A 17,820-nucleotide genomic window follows, 5' to 3' on the forward strand; every position below is an offset into this window, starting at 1 on the left:
TAGAACTAACCGGCATTCGCTGCATCCTGATTCTTGCTTTTAAATTCTGTTGCATCCGATCAGATGCAGGTAAAGCAGCTTTAATCCAGTGTGTTTGGTAACGTTTAAAAATGTCCCACGCGTGCATAGAATTGCATTTTTTATGTAATATTTGAGAGAGAAGCAGGGTGTACTCTTTTCTTTGAATATGACTGCTTGATTGGCGCGAGATCTGGTGTGGTTTATATTCAGTATTTGTTCTTGCTAGAATATTTTTTTTCTAACAATTTGTAATTATTATGTTTTTTATTTTTTTATTCAGAAATTCTGTATTTGTCATATCAATGTTACTTAATATTGCTAGATGGCATTTATGTTGAAAAACGTGCAGCCATACTCGTCAAATTTGATGCAACAGTTTTTTTGCACAGCTGTGCAAGAAAACTGTTGACTTCATTCTCAATTCAAACGAGGCTTGATGGTGAGGAGGTGGCTGATCGTCAAGATTTGCTGCCATTGGAGGAACATAACGGGGTCGGATTGCGGGGTTTTTTCGCTTTGCAATATTGTGCACCGGTAAAAGGACTATCAGGGGAGGGTACAATGTGTGATGCACAGTGTGGCGGAGCTTGCGCATTATCGTATTCGCATGGTGTGAGCTGATGGCTGCACCCGACTATGTAAATATTCAATCTGGCTCCCAAAGATCAGATGGTAATATCAGCCGTTGGAAGAAACTGCGCTATCAGGCCAAGGTTGCCATGCGCGAACCGACAACGTTGGTTGGCATTCTGGCAGCCTTATTATTTACTTATCTTATCGTTGTTCCGATAATTTCCATCCTGATGGATTCCGTCACCGTTCAGTTCGGTGATGAGCGTCGCATTGGTTCCGAGCTTGGAAGTGGCACACTTTATTATCTCAAGCGTGCTTTTAGCTCGCCGGTAGCAGTCGATCTGTTCTGGGAGCCGCTGCGCAATACATTGATGGTTTCTGCTGGTGCCATTGTGCTTTCCATGGCGATCGGCGGCATTTTGGGTTGGCTATTGAGCCGCACCGATATGTTTGCGCGTCGCTGGTTTGCCACTGCGCTGATCGTACCCTATATGCTGCCGGCCTGGACATTTGCTCTTGCATGGACAACATTATTTAAAAACCGTACTGTTGGCGGTCAGCCGGGCTGGTTCGAGCATTTGGGTTTTTCGCCGCCGGATTGGCTGGCTTATGGACAGTTCCCGATCACTATCATTCTGGCGCTGCATTACACGCCTTTTGTCATTTTGTTGTTTGGCTCGGCACTGCGCCGTTTTGACAGCCAGCTGGAAGATTCTGCCCGTATTTTGGGTGCCGGTGGCCGCACCGTTGCTATGCAGGTGATTTTGCCGCTGATGCGTCCGGCGCTGATGTCGGCAATGGTATTGATCTTTGCCAAATGCTTGGGTGAATTTGGTGTGGCTTACGTGCTTGGTCTGCCGGTTAAATTTGATGTGCTGGCCACATCGCTTTACCGCTCGATCGGCTCGCGTCAAACTGGTGTGGCCGGTGTTCTGGCCGGTGCGATCATGCTGATCGGTATTATCACAATTTTGATTGATGCGCGTTTAGTGCGTGAAGCCCGCCGTTTTGTCACCGTCGGTGGTAAGGGCGCGATGAACCGTCCGTCCCGCCTTGGCAGTTGGCGCATTCCGGCCACCGGTTTTGCGGCTCTCATCTTCTTGTTCAGCGTTGGCCTGCCTTTGCTGACATTGCTGCTCTCCACCATCATGCGTGTGCCGGCAAGTTTTGTCTGGTCAAATTTTACGCTGGATTATTGGATTGGCGTGGATCTGCCGACTATCGCCATGCGCACCGGTATTTTGTTGAGCCCTGAACTGTGGAAAGCCGCCTTCAATACGCTGTGGATTGTTGGTCTGGCATCGGTTTGCTCCGGTTTGCTTGGAATTCTCGTTGGCTATGTGGTGGTACGCACCCCTGTCAGGCCGCTGTCGATCTTCCTGCGTCAAGTCACCTTCATGCCTTATCTTGTGCCGGGTATTGCTTTTGCGGCGGCTTATTTGTCGCTCTTTGCAGTGCAACGCGGACCAATACCAGCACTTTACGGCACCTCGCTGATCTTGATCCTTGCTCTCATGGCTGACCAGATGCCTTACGCATCGCGTGCCGGTATTTCTGCCATGATGCAGCTTGGTAAAGATCCGGAAGAAGCCGCCCAGATCGTCGGTGCCGGTTGGTTCCGACGGATGAGCTGGGTGGTAATTCCGATCCAGAAAGGTTCGCTGGTCACCGGTATTTTGCTGCCGTTTATCTCAGGCATCAAGGGGTTGAGCCTCTTTGTCATGCTGGCGGTTCCAAGCACAGACGTGCTGACAACCTTCTCCATGCGCCTGATCGACTATCACTACACGCAAGCCGCTAATGGTGTTGTGCTGATCATCGCTGCCATTGCTTATTTTGGTACGCTGGCGGCACAAAAACTGACAAAAACTAATCTTGCTGAAGGACTGGGAAGCTGATGCCTGCAATTATTCTGGAAAATGCGCAGAAAAACTACGGTGCAGGATCGCCAAATGCTGTTTCAGATTTAAATCTGGAAATTGGTGACGGCGAGTTCATGTGCCTGCTCGGGCCATCCGGCTGTGGTAAAACCACAACCTTGCGTATGATCGCAGGTTTGGAGAACCTCTCCGGTGGCGAGATCAGAGTCGGCGAACGCGTCGTCGATTCCGTTCAGCGCGGCGTTTTTGTAGGTCCTGAACGGCGTGAAATGGGGCTAGTGTTCCAAAGCTATGCGCTTTGGCCGCATCTGACCATCGAGCGCAATACCGATTTCGGTTTGCGTCTGCGTAAAGTACCGAAAGCCGAGCGCGAAGAACGCGTCACCAAGGTGATGAAAGCGCTGGATATTGAAAAATATCGCGACCGCTTCCCGTCCCAGCTTTCCGGCGGTCAGCAGCAACGTGTAGCACTTGCCCGTATGCTTGCGGTTAATCCGGGTGTGTTGTTGCTTGATGAGCCTCTTTCAAACTTGGATGCGCGTTTGCGTCTGGAAATGCGCGCCGAATTGAAGCGCATTCATGAAGAGTTCAAAACGACGATTGTTTTCGTCACTCACGATCAGTGGGAAGCGATGACTTTGGCCACCACCATTGCGGTGATGAATGAAGGCACATTGCAACAAATGGGCACACCAAACGATATTTATGATCGTCCGGCCAACCGCTTTGTTGCTGAGTTTGTTGGTAGCCCGCCGATTAATATTTTTGAACTTGGCGGCAGACTGGATAGTCCGGTTGATCAATATGCGCTTGCCTTTTTACAGCAAAAACTGGGGCAAAACGCACTGATTGGTTCACTGGGTTTGCGGCCTGAGGCTATTCAGATTGTACGCAGCCATTGTGAGGTACCAGCCGACGCTTTCGTCGCAGAAGCGCTGGTGACCGGCATTCTGCCGACAGGCGGCAGCTGGATTATCGAACTGCGCTGTCAGGGAAAAACCATTTTCACCACCACGACAGAAGCGCCGAAACTCAACATCAATGAAGCCGTGCGGTTTTATGTGAAGCCGGAAGAACTGCATGTGTTTGACCATAATGGTCAACGTTTGGGTGAAGCCGATCAGTTCTTTCGTCTGGCAGCTTGATGACAACTGAGCACAGCGGCAGGGTAATCTGCTCTGCCGCTGATTATCGGGGTTTTACAGTGGAGATTTCCATGCGTTTATTATTGTCTGGTGCAGGTTTGTTTGCATTGTCTGTATGTGGTGCTTATGCCGCTGACGGGCAGGAGACGGTCACAAAAAAAATGCTTGAGGCCGCGAAATCCGAACCTGCCATGACGGTTTATGCCGTCACCGGCAAAATTGTGGATACGGCACAGGCTTTCAGCAAAAAATATGATCTGAATGTAACGGGCAAAAAGGTCAATGAAGCCGGTCAGGTGGAATTGCTGATCCGTGAGCATCAGGCAGGCAGTGTGCTGGGTTCTGTATCTCTGGGGGCAGACGTAGCAACCATTGCAGCTGAGCTGGCACCAAAAAACATTGTGGAAACCTATTTGCCGGATGGTTTGGCAGAAGTTTTACCGGAAGCCGCTAAAGACCCGCTGGCTTTTGTTAATGATGTACATGTTTGGGCTTATAATAGTGAAGTTTATTCGTCCTGCCCAGTCACCAATGTGTGGCAGTTAACAGATCCGGAATGGTCGCAACTGGTCAGTCTGATGGATCCGTTGGAAAAACCAACCTATCCGGATTGGTTCAACCAGCTGGAAACCCATCATGATGCGGCAATGGCTAAAGCTTATGAATCCCATTACGGCAAGCCGTTTGATGCGGCACAAGGCAGTGCAACAGAAGCTTGGGTCAAGGCATTTGCCGCCAATGCGCCGCTGGTGGCAGATTCATCGGGTGTTTCCGGTGCTATCGGTGCGCCCGGTCAGGAAAAGCCATTCTTCGGTATCATTTCGGTGGCGAAATTTCGCGACAATAAAGACAAAAATTACAGCCTGACGATCTGTCCGGATATGAAGCCGTTTTCGGGTGTGCTTTATCCGGGTTTGGCAGTGATTGCCAGCGGCACCAAGAGCCCGAATACAGCCAAACTCTTTATCAATTATCTGCTGTCGCAAGAAGGCATGGAGCCGCAATTGGCGGATGGCAAAACGCCGACCGACCCACGCATTGAGATGCCGGCTGATGAACCTTCCAAAATCACATCCATGATGGGGCAGATGATGCCGTGGGATTCCGCGTCTTCCATCAGCGACCTCGATCGCCGTCAGGACTGGCAGGATATCTGGCGGATGAACTATCGCCGATGATTGTAAATTCGGCTGTCGTTGGTCGGGCGACCGCAACATAGTAGTTTTTGAACGGGGCGTGTCTCTTAAAAACATATATTGGGGAACACCAAAAATATGAGCACGCTGATAACAACCACTAAGGGAGGGGAGTGCGTATGAAAAAATATCTGACGGCTATGCTGGCCGGCCTGTTGCTGGCTTCAACCGGTGCTATTGTTGTGAAGGCAGAAACATTTGATCTGGATGCGATGATTGAGGCTGCCCGCAAGGAAGACCCGATTACGATCTATGACAGCACCGGCAAGATCGTTGATATGGCGAATGCTTTTTCTGCCAAATACGGTGTGCAGGCCACCGGACAGAAAGTCTCTGCCAATAATCAGCTTGAAATGCTGATCAGGGAAAACCAGGCAAAGAATGTCAAGGGTGATGTCGCCTTGCTTACTGATACACCGGCGGCTATTGCGCAATTATTACCGACACATGTGTTGGAGAGCTATCTTCCGTCTGATATGGCATCGGATATTCCGCAGATTTATCAAAACCCATTGGCTATTTCAGTCAATGTGAATTTATGGGTTTATAATACGCAAGCCCATGAAACATGCCCGATTAAGAATATCTGGCAGCTGGCTGAGCCTGAGTGGAAGGGGCTGGTTGCTGTCGTCGACCCGCTGTCGAAGGGTACTTACACTGATTGGTTCAATCAGCTGGCGACTTACGGCAATGATAAAATTGCACAAGCTTATCAGGATTATTATGGCAAACCATTGGTGCTCAGCCAGAAAACGGCAGCGGCTGAATGGCTTGCTGCTTTTGCAGCGAATGGTCCGTTGGTTGCCGATGCTGATGATCGTGTTTCGGAAGCTGTCGGCGCACCTGATCAGGCAAAACCCTTTGTCGGTTTGCTTAGCTCCGCCAAGTTTCGTGATAATGCGGACAAGGGTTATAAGCTTGGTTTATGTAAAGAGCTTAACCCTTGGGTGGGCTGGACATATACAAAACTGGCACTTATTGCCAAAGAAAGCCGCAGCCCGAATGCAGCACGGTTGTTTATCCATTATTTGCTGACTGAAGAAGGCATTGCCCCTCAGATGGCAGACGGGAAATTTCCTACCAATAAAACAATTTCAATGCCTGCGAATGAACCGTCAGGGGTCGCTGATGTGTTTGATAAATTATTTCCTTATCAATCCGCTTCAGGGCTTGAAGATTGGGATCAACGGCAGGACTGGCAGGATTTTTGGCGAGTAAATTACCGCCGTTAAACAGGTGTGACAGTTAATTCCGATCAATCGTCTGCCGGAAGATGCACCCAAATACCCCGGCATTTAGTGAAGGATAACACGATGAAAAAGCAAATTTTAGCACTGATGACAGGTGTCATGCTTGGTATCAGCGGCGCTTCGGCAGTCATTGCAGAGGAATTTGATCTGGATGCCCTGATTGAAGCCGCACGCAAAGAAGAGCCGATCAATGTCTATGACAGTACGGGTCGTATTGTTGAAATGGCTGATAATTTTAGCAAGCTTTATGGTGTCAAAGCTGTCGGCCAAAAGGTGAAAGCCACCGCACAGCTGGAAATGATTATCCGTGAAGCACAGTCCGGTAATGTGCGCGGTGATGTGTCGATCATCTCCGATGTGCCTGCTGCCGTGGCGCAGCTCATTCCGATGAAATTTGCCCAATCATGGATGCCGGAAGATCTTAAAGGCGATGTACCGGAGCAATTCCAGAACCCGCTGATCGTGGTCAACAGCGCCAATGTGCTGGCCTATAATACCAAGCTTTATGACAAATGCCCGATCACCAATATCTGGCAGCTGACCGAACCAGAATGGAAAGGCAAGCTTGCCATGCAGGATCCGCTCGGCAAGCCATCTTATACCGACTGGTTTAACCAGATGCGCAGCTATAATGATGATGCCATTAAAGCGGCCTATGAGAAGCATTATGGCAAGCCGCTGGAAACCAATTTTGAAACTGCGACAGAGGCATGGGTTGCCGCCGTTGCGGCCAATGCGCCATTGTTGACCGATGCAGATGCAGCCGCAGCACAGGCCGTTGCAGCACCCGGTCAAAAAGATCCGTTTGTAGGTATCATTGCATCGGCAAAGTTCCGCGATAATGATCAGGCCGGATATTCACTTGGCCTTTGTCATGGCATTGATCCGTTTATCGGCTTTATGAATTCCGGCGCCGGTATGATTATGAGTGGTTCGAACAGCCCGAATGCCGCGAAGCTTTTCATGCGTTATGCGCTGACTGCTGAGGGCATAGCCCCGCAGGCAGAAGACGGAAAAATTTCAACTAACACAACGGTCAAACTGCCGGATGACGAACCGTCAGGCATCAACGCTTATGTGGATCAGGTACTCAGCTATAATCCGGCAACGGCACTTGATGATTGGGATGCCCGTCAGGACTGGCAGGATTTCTGGCGCGTTAATTATAAAAAATAACGAAAAGATGGATATCGCCGCGCTGCTTGCGGGACAATGTGAGAGCAGGCAGCGCGGAGGCACAAATAAGACAAAGCCTGAAGGCCGGAGGAAAGATCATGAGTGCACTTCAAATGGGCAAAAGCCGGTTGCTGGGCGAAACTGCACGCAAGGCAGTGGAGAAGGTGAAAGAGCCACTTCTGGCCGCTTTCCGCTCACAGATGGATGTGGATTTTAAACGGGATCGCCATGATCCGGTGACCGTACATGACCGGCGTGCTGAAGCGATGATCCGCGAGCTTGTCTTTAAAGAGGTGCCGGATTCCACATTTATGGGTGAAGAAGGCGGCTCGACCGGCGATGGTGAAGTGCATTGGTATGTTGATCCGATTGACGGGACTGCCAACTTTGCCCGCGGGCTCGCTTTTTGGTGCATCTCTGTGGGTGCTGTAATTGGTGATGAAATTGTCGCCGGTGCCATTCTTGATCCGGTAACAGGCAATTTGTTCGAAGCGACGACAGAAGGCGCGACATTGAACGGGTGCCCCATGCAAAGCCGAGGTGTGGCGCAAGAAAAACATGCGGTGCTGATTACCGGTTATCCGGTCAATCGCGATTTCGATATTGATGGCGATGAGCGGGCACTGGCACGCTTTGGTGAACTGACCAAAACTTATGCGACCGTGCGCCGTCCGGGCAGTGCAGCTTTGAGCCTTGCCCATGTGGCCGCTGGTTGGGTGGATGCGGCGGCGGGTTTTAGTGTGAACCCGTGGGATGTAACTGCGGCCATTTTGATCGTACAAAAAGCCGGCGGATCTTACCGGCCGTTTGACTTGAGCGGGCACAATGAGCATCAGCGTATTTTTGAAATGCCTGCTTATATTGCCACCGGTCAAGGTGCTGATTATCCGGTTCTCACACGTATCGCGGAAGAAATTGCAGCACAAAGAAGTGCTCCGTAATATTAATTGCAAAGCTGTGCAATTCGTCGCGTTGATTTAATATTCATAACAAGGTTTATAGGCGATAGATTAGTATAATTACCTTGAAAATTAAAATGCACACTTGTGCAATCTATCGCTTTATCAAGCCTCATGCATTGAAAGTTTCTTATCCATGACTGTTACAGTTCATCATCTTGATCAGGTTGCGATTGATCACCGTGCCGATTTTTGCATCCAACTGGCACAAAGTGCGGCAGCATTGGCACTGGAAGGTTTTCAGCGCCAACAAGGACAACCTTTTTCGATGAAAGGGCCGCAGGATTTTTTGACTGAAACAGATGGCAATGTGGAGCGCCACATTAAAGAACACTTGGCTGCAAACTTTCCCGATGATGGTTTTTTAGGTGAAGAAACCGGTGGTACACCGGGAAATATTGCATGGGTGGTCGATCCGATTGACGGCACCGCCAATTTTGCCCGCTCCATCCCGCATTTTTGCATTTCCATTGCTTTTATTGCGCAAGGTGAGGTGCAGTTTGGTGTCATTATCAATCCGGCACTGGATGAAATTTATTTTGCCCGCAAGGGGCAGGGCGCGTTTAAAAACGGCCAGCCGATTCATGTGTCTGCGACAAGCAATATCAGCGCGACCAGTTTTGAACTTGGTTGGTCGAACCGAGTGCCGCAGGAGCATTATTTGCGTACTTTGACCGATCTTTTAAACGCAGGCAGCAATGTACGCCGTGGTGCATCGGGTGCGCTGGCCTTGGCATATGTGGCAGACGGGCGCAGTGATGGTTACGCCGAGTTGCACATGAATTCATGGGATTGTCTGGCGGGCCTTTTGCTTGTGCGTGAAGCGGGCGGTGTAACGGGGCCATTTCTGTCGCTTGATGGTTTGATGAAGGGGGCACCGGTGCTGGCTGTAACACCTGCGGTTGCTGATTATCTCTCCAAGGCCAGCCGCATTGAAATTCTCGAAAGTGCCGACCTTTTAAAGCAGAACTAACAGAGCGGTTTTTTGAAACTGCTTTTCATTCGAATAAGGGATAAGTGTAAGATATGACTGATAAACCAACACGTCACTATGATCGCCCAGTGATTAGCCCGATTTATAAAAATCTGCCGGGCTATGGAGTTGATCTATATGTCGGTGGTCGGGAAGGTGCGTCTAATGTTGCACTTTTAAAGGAGCATGGCATCACGACCGTGCTCAATTGCGCGGTTAATCTGGATTTCAATTATGTCGGTGAAGCGGCAGCTGATGCCACGATGGGTGTGGAGTTTGGTGCAGCACCAATCCGTTATTACAAGCTGGGCATTGTTGACGGGCCGGGAAATCCGCAAACCATGATGTTGGCCGGTTATTTTCAGCTGAAAGGCGCGCTCGATCAGATTTTGCCCGAAAAAGCTTCTTATCCAATGCGTGAACGCGGCAATGTGCTGGTCAATTGTCGTGCGGGTCGTTCGCGTTCGGTCGTGCTGGTCGCCCTTTATTTGCATATGCAATTACGTGAAGAGTTTCCGACATTGGAAGATGCCATCAACCATGTGCGTCGCAAGCGCGAACTGCATCCGGATGAATGGCATGAAACCCCAAAACCGATGTTGATTGAAGCCGCAGAACGCACCGCTCGCTGGGCGCGTATGATTGAAGATGATATTGCCGCTAATCTTTGAATGATGTTGATGGCATCTGCTGGTCGCAGGTGCCATGTTTTTAGGCACTTCTTTTGTCCGTTTCAAAGGTCGTTTGATGTTTCGTATTGCTGTGATTGCCGATCCGCATTTTCATGACACTGAATGGCAACCGCAGGGTTCCGACCTGAAGCGCGCTTGCCGTAGCTATCAAGATACGGTTAATTCTACCCGTGTTTTTAATGAAAGCGCACCGGCTTTACGTGCGGCTTTGGACAAGGCGGTGAATGAGGGTGCCAAACTTGTGATCATTCCGGGTGATCTGACCGATGATGGTCAGCGCCACAATATTGAAGCGGCATTGGCTATGCTGCGCGATTATGCGTCCCGCTTTGACCTTCGTTATTTTGCGACACCGGGAAATCATGATTTTTATGCGCTTCACGGCCGTCCGCAACGCAAAGAATTTATCGGTAACGATGGTGCGCGCATTGTCTTGGATAGTGCGCCGGTTGAGGCTGGCGATGATGCTTTATCGATCGCGGAAATGGCGACAATTGGCACGGAAGAAGCATTGCGTCTGATGCCTGATCTTGGTTTTATGCCGGATGTGCGCGATATTTATTGGGAGACGCCCTTCGGGCTCAATCCTGATTATGCCAGTCGCTATCATGTAGTGAGAAGCGTTGATGATGCACGTGAGTGCGCGTTGCTGGATGCTTCATATCTGGTTGAGCCGGTTGAAGGGCTTTGGATCTTATCTTTGGACGTCAATATTTGCGTGCCTAAAAAGGATGCAACGGATTTTAGCGACCCATCCTCATTTATAGACCCGACCAATGGCGGTTGGCCGACCTTGCTGCAATCACGACCTTATTTGCTGACATGGATGCAGGATGTCGCCAGACGTGCGCAAGAACAAGGCAAGACATTGATTGCCTTTTCGCATTATCCGGCACTCGATCCGCTGGCGGGAACGGCTGTGAAAGAGCGCGCACTTTTCGGCTCTGTTGGATTGGCACGACGTGATCCGGGCGCAGATGTGGCACAAAAATTTACGGCCACCGGTGTGGGCTTTCATCTTTCCGGTCATTTGCATGTCAATGATACTGCTTATTTTCATGATGGAGTGCAAGGTTTTTACAATATCGCAGTGCCCTCGACTGTCGGTTTTGCGCCAGCAATGAAAATGCTGGAGCTAGATGGTGTGAAAGTGCATATGCGAACGCTGTCGCTGGCGGATGCATCCGGTTTTGATGTGGCTTTTTCAGCCTATCATCGGGAGGCAGCAAAGCTTGGGGAGCCGCTTAATCAGGCAGCCGAAGCGCCTGATTTCGGCACCTTTATGGATCGCCATTTATGCGATCTGGTGGAAGCACGTTATTTTCCACGTGAATGGCCGCAGGATATGAGGGCATTTGTTGAAACCAACAGCTTTGCCGGATTGGCGCATTTGCTTTGGGGGCAGAGCAAGAATTTCAGGGGTGATGATTTGCCATTGATGGTCTTTTGTCAGGATTGGTACCGATTACGTAAAGCGGCTGATCTGGCGTTTGCTTTTATTCCGCCTTCACGAATGGCGCTTTATCAAAGTTGGATGACGCAAGCTGCAACCATTGATGACGCGCCATTGGCGCAAAAATTTAAAATGGTGCTGGAGATCATGCAGGCTTATAGCGAGCGTCTGCCGACCCGTGATTGTGTGCTGGATTTGAGCCGAATTTAAAACTTCAAGGCCGGACAGAACGTCGCCAAACCGTTTGCAGCGGGAATTTAATCTGCGGCGGCAGACTGGTATTGTCATGCAGGCTGGTGGCAATGGCAAGCGCCATTTCCTCCAAAGGCTGGCGGAAAGTGGTCAGTTCATAGGATTGCCAACTGGCTTGCGGAATATCGTCAAAGCCGATGATGCATAGGTCTTGCGGCACATTAAGCGAAAAATCACGCTTGGCAGCATCCATAAAACCAAGCGCCAACAAATCGGTTACACAAAAAACGCCGTCAGGGCGTTTGGGTGACGCCAGCACTAGGCGTGCTGCTTCTATGCCTGTGGCATAACCGGTAGGCCCTGCACGACAAAGATTGACCGACAGACCAATTTCACCGGCAGCTTTGATGAATGATTGCTCGCGTAACACAATACTTGCGGTGCCGGCGGTTGAACTTACGAGGGTTAAATCTTTGCAGCCGGCGCGTTGCAGCATCAAAAGGGCTTGTTCAGTCGCAGCCGCATTATCAACCATGATTTGCTCGGTGCCTTCCGGCAGGTCGTCACGATTGATCATGATAACACGCTGGCCGTTATTGATGCAGGTTTCCACCAGTGAGCGGGAAGGGCTGCCGGAGACGACAACAGTGGCATCGGCACGATAATTGAGGGTCTGGCGTAATGCATTTTCAATGGCATGATGCTCGCCCGAGGTGTTGAGCACCATCACTACTTTGCCGATTGCTTGCAGGTGACGGGTGGCAGCCTCCAGAAAACTGGATTGATAGGGCGTATTAATTTCAGCAATGATCAGACATACAATGCCGGACTGATGGCGGATCAGGCCGCGCGCCAGATGGTTGACGTGATAGCCAAGCTCATCAGCTGCTTTTAAAACTTTAAGACGGGTAGCTTCGGAAACACTTGCCCCTTTGGTGAAGGTTCGTGAAACAGCAGAGCGAGAGACACCTGCACGTTCTGCAACTCTTTGGGCACTGATGGGCATGCGGGGTGGTTTTGACAAGGGCAATTTCCGGTTATTTATCACTGTGCACGGTTGCACAAAATCATTAAAAGGTGAAGCACAATCAGACGTTTGATTTTTATAATTCTTCTCTTTTGCATCAGCTATGCTTCATTTGTATGACAAGGCGTCACTCTATCGTTTTATAAGGCTTTATGCGCTGAAATTTTCATTCACAACTGGTTTTTAACGGTGCTGAAAATAAGTTGAGCCGGCGTTTTATCTTTCATTGCACAGCTGTGCAAAAAATGCCAGATTAGTTAGCTGCACGCATGGTCATGAGGGAAGGACAAAAAGATGCAACCAACAATTCAGCTGATTGATTTGCTCGGCGCTGCCGCTTTGCTGTTTTGGGGTTTGCGTCTGATAAAAACCGGTGTCATGCGTGCTTTTGGCCCGATGTTGCGACAGTGGATTGCCAGAGCCACAAAAAATCGCGTGCAGGCGGCTTTTTCAGGGTTTGTCGCTACACTTTTGTTGCAATCCAGCACGGCGACAGCGGTAATTACAGCATCTTTTGCCGGTAAAAATTTACTGAGCCCGCGGATGGGGCAAGCAGTCATGCTGGGGGCGAATGTCGGCACTGCCATTGCGGCGATTATTTTGTCGATGAATGTCCATTGGCTGGCAAGCGTGTTTATTTTTCTGGGCGTTTTCATTTTTTCCAACCGGCAAAGCACGATGGGCAAAGGCGTTGGCCGTGCGGTCCTGGGTTTGGGTTTAATGTTGCTGGCTTTGCAATTGATGTCTGGGGTGACAGAGCCGCTGCGTCATTCATCAATGATTGCAACGCTTCTGTCCGCGCTTGACGATGCGCCGCTTTTTGCGTTGATTTTTGCTGCAGGTCTGGCAATTTTAGGTTCTTCAAGTCTGGCTGTGGTCATCTTTGTGATGCTGTTGGCAAAGGCTGCGATCATCACGCCCGCGCTTGGGCTTGCACTGGTGGCGGGCGCCAATGTGGGTGGTGCGGTTCCGCCTTTATTGGCTGTGACAGGTGAGGGACTGGAAGCCCGAAGGCTTGCTTTTTCCAATCTTTTAGTGCGTGCTTTCGGGGCGCTGGCTTTGTTGATCATGGCCAAACCTTTGGCAGAATTGCTGACCGGCTTTTTAAGCGATGCGTCACAATTGCCGATTTATGCGCATTTATTTTTTAACATTGCACTGCTTGTTTTGTTCTTACCGCTTCTTGCACCGGTGGGGGCTTTAACAGAATTGTTGATGCCCAAAAATGCCGGCAATGATGAGGTGACGTCCTCCTATCTTGATGATCATTTGCTGGAGATACCAAGCATGGCACTGGCGGTGGCTGCGCGTGAAACATTGCGGGTGGGTGATCTTGTCAATCAAATGCTGGAAAAAAGTCTGGAGGCATTGCGTGGGTCCGGCACAGATGCCTGCCGTCAGATCGCTGAAATCGAAGCCGAGGTCGATGAGCGTCATGAGGCGATAAAAATGTATGTGGCACGCATTGATCGCACAGATCTTGATGAGTCAGAAAATCTGCGTGCTCAGGAAATCCTCAGTTACGTTATAAATCTGGAGCATACAGGCGATATTATTGATGCAGGGCTGGCCGAAACCGCCTTGAAGAAAAATCGTAACCGGTTACATTTTTCGTCCGAAGGTTTGGCTGAGTTAACTGGTTTTTATGAAAAAACCTTAGAAAATTTAACCCTTGCACAGGCAATTTTTCTTTCACGCGATGAAGCATTGGCGCGCCAATTAGTGATTGCCAAAACTGCTGTCCGCGCGGTGGAAACTGTTTCGGCCGAGCGCCATCTTGATCGGGTGCGGGCGGGGAATGCGGCAGCGATTGAAACCAGCAGCCTTCATATGGATATTTTGCGGGACTTAAAACGTGTCAACGCACATTTTGCGTCAGTTGCTTATCCGCTTTTGCAACAGAGCGGTTCGCTTAGAGAAAGCCGCTTGCGGATTGTTGAAGACAAACCGGCAGATTTGCTGGCTTGATGCAATCAAAGCGATCAAGCTTGTATCTGCTTTAATTAAGCTTTTCTTATGCTGTAAGGCGCTATCATGGAAGGGGTGGTTAAAGGGTGGTTTGGTCGCGGGAAAGCCATGTACGAACGGGCAAGTGATAAGTTATTGTCAAAAGCTGCCTTTGCGGCACGTTTATTGAAGCATTTTTCGTGGGTACTGGGCATATTGGCGCTGTCGGTTTTGATCGGCGCAGCAGGGCTTTTGTATTTTGAAGGTACCACCCTGGAAAATGCGATTGTGCATTCGGCGTTTTTGCTTGGTGGCTTTGGTATTGTACAAATGCCGGATAGCCTGAGCGGTAAATTATTCATCGGCATTTTTGGTCTTTATGCCAATCTATTTTTTCTGGCCTCGGTCAGTTTTCTTTGCGCACCTGTTGTGCACCGCATCCTGCATAAGTTTCATCTGGACGATCGTTGATAAAACCGCTTTAGCTGCCGACTGGCGTACATAATTCGATCAAAGTACCGTCTTGGCTCTGCAAATAAGAAACGGTCTGGCCCCAAGGTTTTTGTTTTGGCGCGGCCAATTCCTGCGCACCGGCGGCAATTGCTTTTGCGTGAGCTTTTGCGACATCATCGGTCACAAATGCGACTTCCATCCCTAATGGTTTGGCGGAAGTGTGGGCAGCGACAATGCCTGTTTTGAAATTTGTATCGGCAAGTTCCACATTGGCAAAGGCGAGAGTTGTCTCACCGGTTTCCAATTCACCGTAATCGCCGCTTTCATGAAGAAAGCGGATTTTGAAGCCGAAAGCATTGGAGAAAAACTGCAAGGATGCGGCAACATCAGGAACGTAGATGATGGTGTAGCCAAATTTCATGGACTTTTCCTTGCTGCTGCACGACATAAATTATTGTAATAGAAGCTTAGATAAGTGAGAAATCTTTTAAATGATATCTGTTCAGGCCACAGCGGTTTGAATGGCTTCTTTATAATAAGATGAAGAAATAACCGGTGTTCGATCAAGATAGACAACGTTGCAATAGGGTTTAAGAAAGTCAAATTTGCCTTTCCAGTCATGTCCCATCACAAAAGTGGAAATATTGTAGCGCTGAACATCGTGAATTTTTTGTTCCCAATTTTCTTCAGGAATAACCAGATCTACAAATTTGGATGTTTCAACAATCAGCTTGCGCTCTTCATAGCTGAAAAGAGACTTCTTGCCTTTGATTGCATTAAATTCGTCGGTTGAAACAGCAACAATCAGTTTTTCACCAAATTGACGCGCACGCCTGAGGATATTGACATGGCCTGCATGAAAAATATCAAAAGTCCCGTAGGTCAGGACAGTTTTGGGTGAATCATGTTTGTTCATCTCTGTTCCAATTGATTACTGCCGGCCGGGCGATCTTTTTTAAAAAAGATGATTGTTGTCATATAACATACATATTATTATAAAACTACATGGCCATAGTTATTAAAAAGTTGGATGGATGAACTTTTCTGCACGAGTGTAATGTTTTTCGATTTGTATAAAAATTATAAATCGGATGATCTTAAGTATTATGCTGAAAGACATTTTTTAACATTCCATTCTTTTGCTGCGGCTAAAAGAATGATCGATGATATAATCATATCCGGCTTGATTTATAATGGAAAATGGTGGGCCCGGAGGGACTCGAACCCCCAACCAAGCGGTTATGAGCCGCCGGCTCTGACCAATTGAGCTACAGGCCCCACGCAACAACTGACCTAACCGAAAAAAATATGTTAGACAAGCTGGCATTTGTAACAATTGCCCTAATCAGCACATAATCAATTGTAAAACTTAAAAACTGAAACCAATTTTCCCACAGGAGACACTATGACAACACGCGCGAAAGTCTTTTTGATAGCATCATTGTCACTCACCGCAGTCGCAGGCAGTGCGCTTGTCAGCGTATTACCCGCTTCAGCGGCCGCTCAAGAGAATCATATGAAAAAAAGAACTTCCCGTATTACCGTCACCGGCGAAGGTGAAATGAATGTTGCGCCTGACATGGCTCTCCTCAATCTCTCTGTTTTGCGTGAAGCAGATACTGCGCGCGATGCGCTCACCCAGAACAATGAAGCGATGGACAAAGTTCTCTCCGCTATGCAAGAAGCAGGCGTTGAGCCGCGCGATTTGCAAACGGGTGGTTTTAATATTCAACCACGCTATATTTATCCTGACGACAAAAACGGCCTGACCCAGCCGAAAATCTCCGGCTATTCCGTCTCCAATTCATTGAGCGTACGTGTGCGCGATTTGAGCAAGCTTGGCAATATTCTGGATACATCCGTGACACTTGGTGTCAACCAGGGTGGTGATGTCACATTTGTTAATGACAATCCGTCAGCAACCATTACTGAAGCACGTAAACGTGCAGTTGCCGATGCGATTGCCAAAGCTAAAACCCTGACCGATGCTGCCGGTGTTGGCCTTGGTGATGTGCTGGAAATTAACGAAACATCCCGTCGCCCGATGCCGGTGCCAATGGCTCGTGGCAAAATGCTCGCAATGGAAGCGTCTGCACAGTCGGATTCGGTGCCAATGTCAGCCGGGGAAAACACCTATAATGTTTCAGTCACCGTGACTTTTGAACTGAAGCAATAAGCTTTTCATCCGAGTTAAAAATGAAGCCTGACTGGTGCAATACCGGTCAGGCTTTTTTATTATCCAAAAATTGCCAGCAGAATAATGCTGATACCAATGCTTCCCAGTGTCAGCGATACTTCAATTTGCGCTTGCCGGGACTTTCAGCCGGACACACCAACCATGTGCGGAATATAATCTTCGTCTTCCTTCATCTCATGGTCGTAAGCGGTGATTTTTCCCTTCATAGAAATTCCCGCTTCATGCACGGTTTCAGAGCTGCCGGATACAAGTGGATGCCACCATTCCAGATCCTGACCTTGTGATATCAGAAGATAAGCGCAGGTCGGCGGTAACCAATCCACTTCATTGACAATTTCAGGTGTCAGGAAAATACAATCAGGGACGATTTTCTTACGGTTTTTATAGTCCGAGCACTGGCAGGTATTGTTGTCGAGCAGAGTGCAGCCAACGGTGGTGAAATAAATTTCATCCGTATCATAATCGCGCAATTTATGCAGGCAACATTGGCCGCAACCATCACACAGGCTTTCCCATTCTTCACTGTTCATTTCTTCAAGAGTTTTTCGTTGCCAGAAGGGTTGTTGGGTCATGCTTAGGACGGGATCACTTTTCAATTGTTTATATGATTATCCGGCATAGCGGCTGATATGGCTTTGTGAAGGCTCACAGGAGCCGTGACATTGAATCAATGCCGCTATAAGGAT

16 protein-coding genes and 1 tRNA gene are annotated in these 17,820 nt (G+C 49.0%); 12 read left to right on the forward strand and 5 right to left on the reverse strand.

From position 1 onward, the window contains the following. Positions 1–740: 740 nt before the first annotated feature. From ACI0FR_RS03030 to ACI0FR_RS03070, 9 genes are all read left to right on the forward strand, one after another. Positions 741–2,492, forward strand: a complete 1,752-nt coding sequence (locus tag ACI0FR_RS03030; RefSeq protein ID WP_374830463.1) for an ABC transporter permease — start codon at positions 741–743, stop codon at positions 2,490–2,492. Beyond that, the gene (locus tag ACI0FR_RS03035; protein WP_404906613.1) at positions 2,492–3,619 is read left to right on the forward strand and encodes an ABC transporter ATP-binding protein; all 1,128 of its coding nucleotides are present in this window, start codon (positions 2,492–2,494) and stop codon (positions 3,617–3,619) included. Before ACI0FR_RS03030 ends, ACI0FR_RS03035 begins: the two co-directional genes overlap by 1 nt. Then, the gene (locus ACI0FR_RS03040) at positions 3,619–4,797 is read left to right on the forward strand and encodes an ABC transporter substrate-binding protein (protein WP_404906612.1); all 1,179 of its coding nucleotides are present in this window, start codon (positions 3,619–3,621) and stop codon (positions 4,795–4,797) included. Before ACI0FR_RS03035 ends, ACI0FR_RS03040 begins: the two co-directional genes overlap by 1 nt. A gap of 158 nt (positions 4,798–4,955) precedes the next feature. Beyond that, positions 4,956–6,047 (forward strand): ABC transporter substrate-binding protein, encoded by a 1,092-nt coding sequence (locus ACI0FR_RS03045; protein WP_404906678.1) that lies wholly within the window; start codon positions 4,956–4,958, stop codon positions 6,045–6,047. Between the two features lie 81 nt (positions 6,048–6,128). Beyond that, a complete protein-coding gene (locus ACI0FR_RS03050) occupies positions 6,129–7,241 on the forward strand; it encodes an ABC transporter substrate-binding protein (RefSeq protein ID WP_404906611.1) in 1,113 nt (370 codons plus the stop codon). A gap of 98 nt (positions 7,242–7,339) precedes the next feature. Further along, a complete protein-coding gene (locus ACI0FR_RS03055; protein WP_374829249.1) occupies positions 7,340–8,182 on the forward strand; it encodes an inositol monophosphatase family protein in 843 nt (280 codons plus the stop codon). 154 nt (positions 8,183–8,336) lie between these two features. Beyond that, positions 8,337–9,173: an inositol monophosphatase family protein gene (locus ACI0FR_RS03060; RefSeq protein WP_374829251.1), complete on the forward strand. Its 837-nt coding sequence runs from the start codon at positions 8,337–8,339 to the stop codon at positions 9,171–9,173. Between the two features lie 53 nt (positions 9,174–9,226). Further along, positions 9,227–9,844, forward strand: a complete 618-nt coding sequence (locus ACI0FR_RS03065; protein ID WP_404906610.1) for a dual specificity protein phosphatase family protein — start codon at positions 9,227–9,229, stop codon at positions 9,842–9,844. A 34-nt stretch (positions 9,845–9,878) separates the two neighbouring features. Continuing rightward, a complete protein-coding gene (locus ACI0FR_RS03070; protein ID WP_404906608.1) occupies positions 9,879–11,528 on the forward strand; it encodes a metallophosphoesterase family protein in 1,650 nt (549 codons plus the stop codon). A gap of 4 nt (positions 11,529–11,532) precedes the next feature. Here the strand turns inward: ACI0FR_RS03070 and ACI0FR_RS03075 are convergent, their stop codons facing one another. Further along, a complete protein-coding gene (locus ACI0FR_RS03075; protein ID WP_374829257.1) occupies positions 11,533–12,534 on the reverse strand; it encodes a LacI family DNA-binding transcriptional regulator in 1,002 nt (333 codons plus the stop codon). Positions 12,535–12,831: 297 nt separating this feature from the next. On the opposite strand from ACI0FR_RS03075, the gene ACI0FR_RS03080 reads away from it, so the two are divergent. Next, positions 12,832–14,505: a Na/Pi cotransporter family protein gene (locus ACI0FR_RS03080; protein WP_404906606.1), complete on the forward strand. Its 1,674-nt coding sequence runs from the start codon at positions 12,832–12,834 to the stop codon at positions 14,503–14,505. 66 nt (positions 14,506–14,571) lie between these two features. Continuing rightward, complete coding sequence (locus ACI0FR_RS03085) at positions 14,572–14,955, forward strand: hypothetical protein (RefSeq protein WP_374829263.1); 384 nt, start codon at positions 14,572–14,574, stop codon at positions 14,953–14,955. Positions 14,956–14,965: 10 nt separating this feature from the next. Here the strand turns inward: ACI0FR_RS03085 and ACI0FR_RS03090 are convergent, their stop codons facing one another. The 3 genes from ACI0FR_RS03090 to ACI0FR_RS03100 all read right to left on the reverse strand — a co-directional run bounded on the left by ACI0FR_RS03090 (position 14,966) and on the right by ACI0FR_RS03100 (position 16,215). Next, entirely contained in the window at positions 14,966–15,358 is a 393-nt protein-coding gene (locus ACI0FR_RS03090) for a VOC family protein (protein WP_374829265.1), read from the reverse strand. 81 nt (positions 15,359–15,439) lie between these two features. Next, positions 15,440–15,853, reverse strand: a complete 414-nt coding sequence (tagD, locus tag ACI0FR_RS03095) for a glycerol-3-phosphate cytidylyltransferase (RefSeq protein ID WP_374829267.1) — start codon at positions 15,851–15,853, stop codon at positions 15,440–15,442. Positions 15,854–16,138: 285 nt separating this feature from the next. Next, positions 16,139–16,215 (reverse strand) — tRNA-Ile (locus ACI0FR_RS03100). Positions 16,216–16,342: 127 nt separating this feature from the next. Here ACI0FR_RS03100 and ACI0FR_RS03105 point away from each other — a divergent pair. Continuing rightward, positions 16,343–17,113: an SIMPL domain-containing protein gene (locus ACI0FR_RS03105; RefSeq protein WP_374829269.1), complete on the forward strand. Its 771-nt coding sequence runs from the start codon at positions 16,343–16,345 to the stop codon at positions 17,111–17,113. Positions 17,114–17,256: 143 nt separating this feature from the next. On the opposite strand, the gene ACI0FR_RS03110 is transcribed toward ACI0FR_RS03105, so the two are convergent. Beyond that, positions 17,257–17,706 (reverse strand): YcgN family cysteine cluster protein, encoded by a 450-nt coding sequence (locus ACI0FR_RS03110; RefSeq protein WP_374829271.1) that lies wholly within the window; start codon positions 17,704–17,706, stop codon positions 17,257–17,259. Positions 17,707–17,820 lie beyond the last annotated feature (114 nt).

Origin of the sequence: Paenochrobactrum sp. BZR 201-1, assembly GCF_044987585.2 — a bacterium.
Taxonomy (GTDB): Bacteria; Pseudomonadota; Alphaproteobacteria; order Rhizobiales; family Rhizobiaceae; genus Paenochrobactrum; species Paenochrobactrum pullorum.

Coding starts and splice junctions, on each gene's coding strand:
- ACI0FR_RS03085 (WP_374829263.1), top strand. CDS start 14,572: ATGGAAGGGGTGGTTAAAGGGTGGTTTGGTCGCGGGAAAGCCATGTAC.
- ACI0FR_RS03060 (WP_374829251.1), top strand. CDS start 8,337: ATGACTGTTACAGTTCATCATCTTGATCAGGTTGCGATTGATCACCGT.
- ACI0FR_RS03040 (WP_404906612.1), top strand. CDS start 3,619: ATGACAACTGAGCACAGCGGCAGGGTAATCTGCTCTGCCGCTGATTAT.
- ACI0FR_RS03070 (WP_404906608.1), top strand. CDS start 9,879: ATGTTTTTAGGCACTTCTTTTGTCCGTTTCAAAGGTCGTTTGATGTTT.
- ACI0FR_RS03030 (WP_374830463.1), top strand. CDS start 741: ATGCGCGAACCGACAACGTTGGTTGGCATTCTGGCAGCCTTATTATTT.
- ACI0FR_RS03065 (WP_404906610.1), top strand. CDS start 9,227: ATGACTGATAAACCAACACGTCACTATGATCGCCCAGTGATTAGCCCG.
- ACI0FR_RS03035 (WP_404906613.1), top strand. CDS start 2,492: ATGCCTGCAATTATTCTGGAAAATGCGCAGAAAAACTACGGTGCAGGA.
- ACI0FR_RS03110 (WP_374829271.1), bottom strand. CDS start 17,706: ATGACCCAACAACCCTTCTGGCAACGAAAAACTCTTGAAGAAATGAAC.
- ACI0FR_RS03050 (WP_404906611.1), top strand. CDS start 6,129: ATGAAAAAGCAAATTTTAGCACTGATGACAGGTGTCATGCTTGGTATC.
- ACI0FR_RS03080 (WP_404906606.1), top strand. CDS start 12,832: ATGCAACCAACAATTCAGCTGATTGATTTGCTCGGCGCTGCCGCTTTG.
- ACI0FR_RS03055 (WP_374829249.1), top strand. CDS start 7,340: ATGAGTGCACTTCAAATGGGCAAAAGCCGGTTGCTGGGCGAAACTGCA.
- ACI0FR_RS03105 (WP_374829269.1), top strand. CDS start 16,343: ATGACAACACGCGCGAAAGTCTTTTTGATAGCATCATTGTCACTCACC.
- ACI0FR_RS03045 (WP_404906678.1), top strand. CDS start 4,956: ATGCTGGCCGGCCTGTTGCTGGCTTCAACCGGTGCTATTGTTGTGAAG.
- ACI0FR_RS03090 (WP_374829265.1), bottom strand. CDS start 15,358: ATGAAATTTGGCTACACCATCATCTACGTTCCTGATGTTGCCGCATCC.
- tagD (WP_374829267.1), bottom strand. CDS start 15,853: ATGAACAAACATGATTCACCCAAAACTGTCCTGACCTACGGGACTTTT.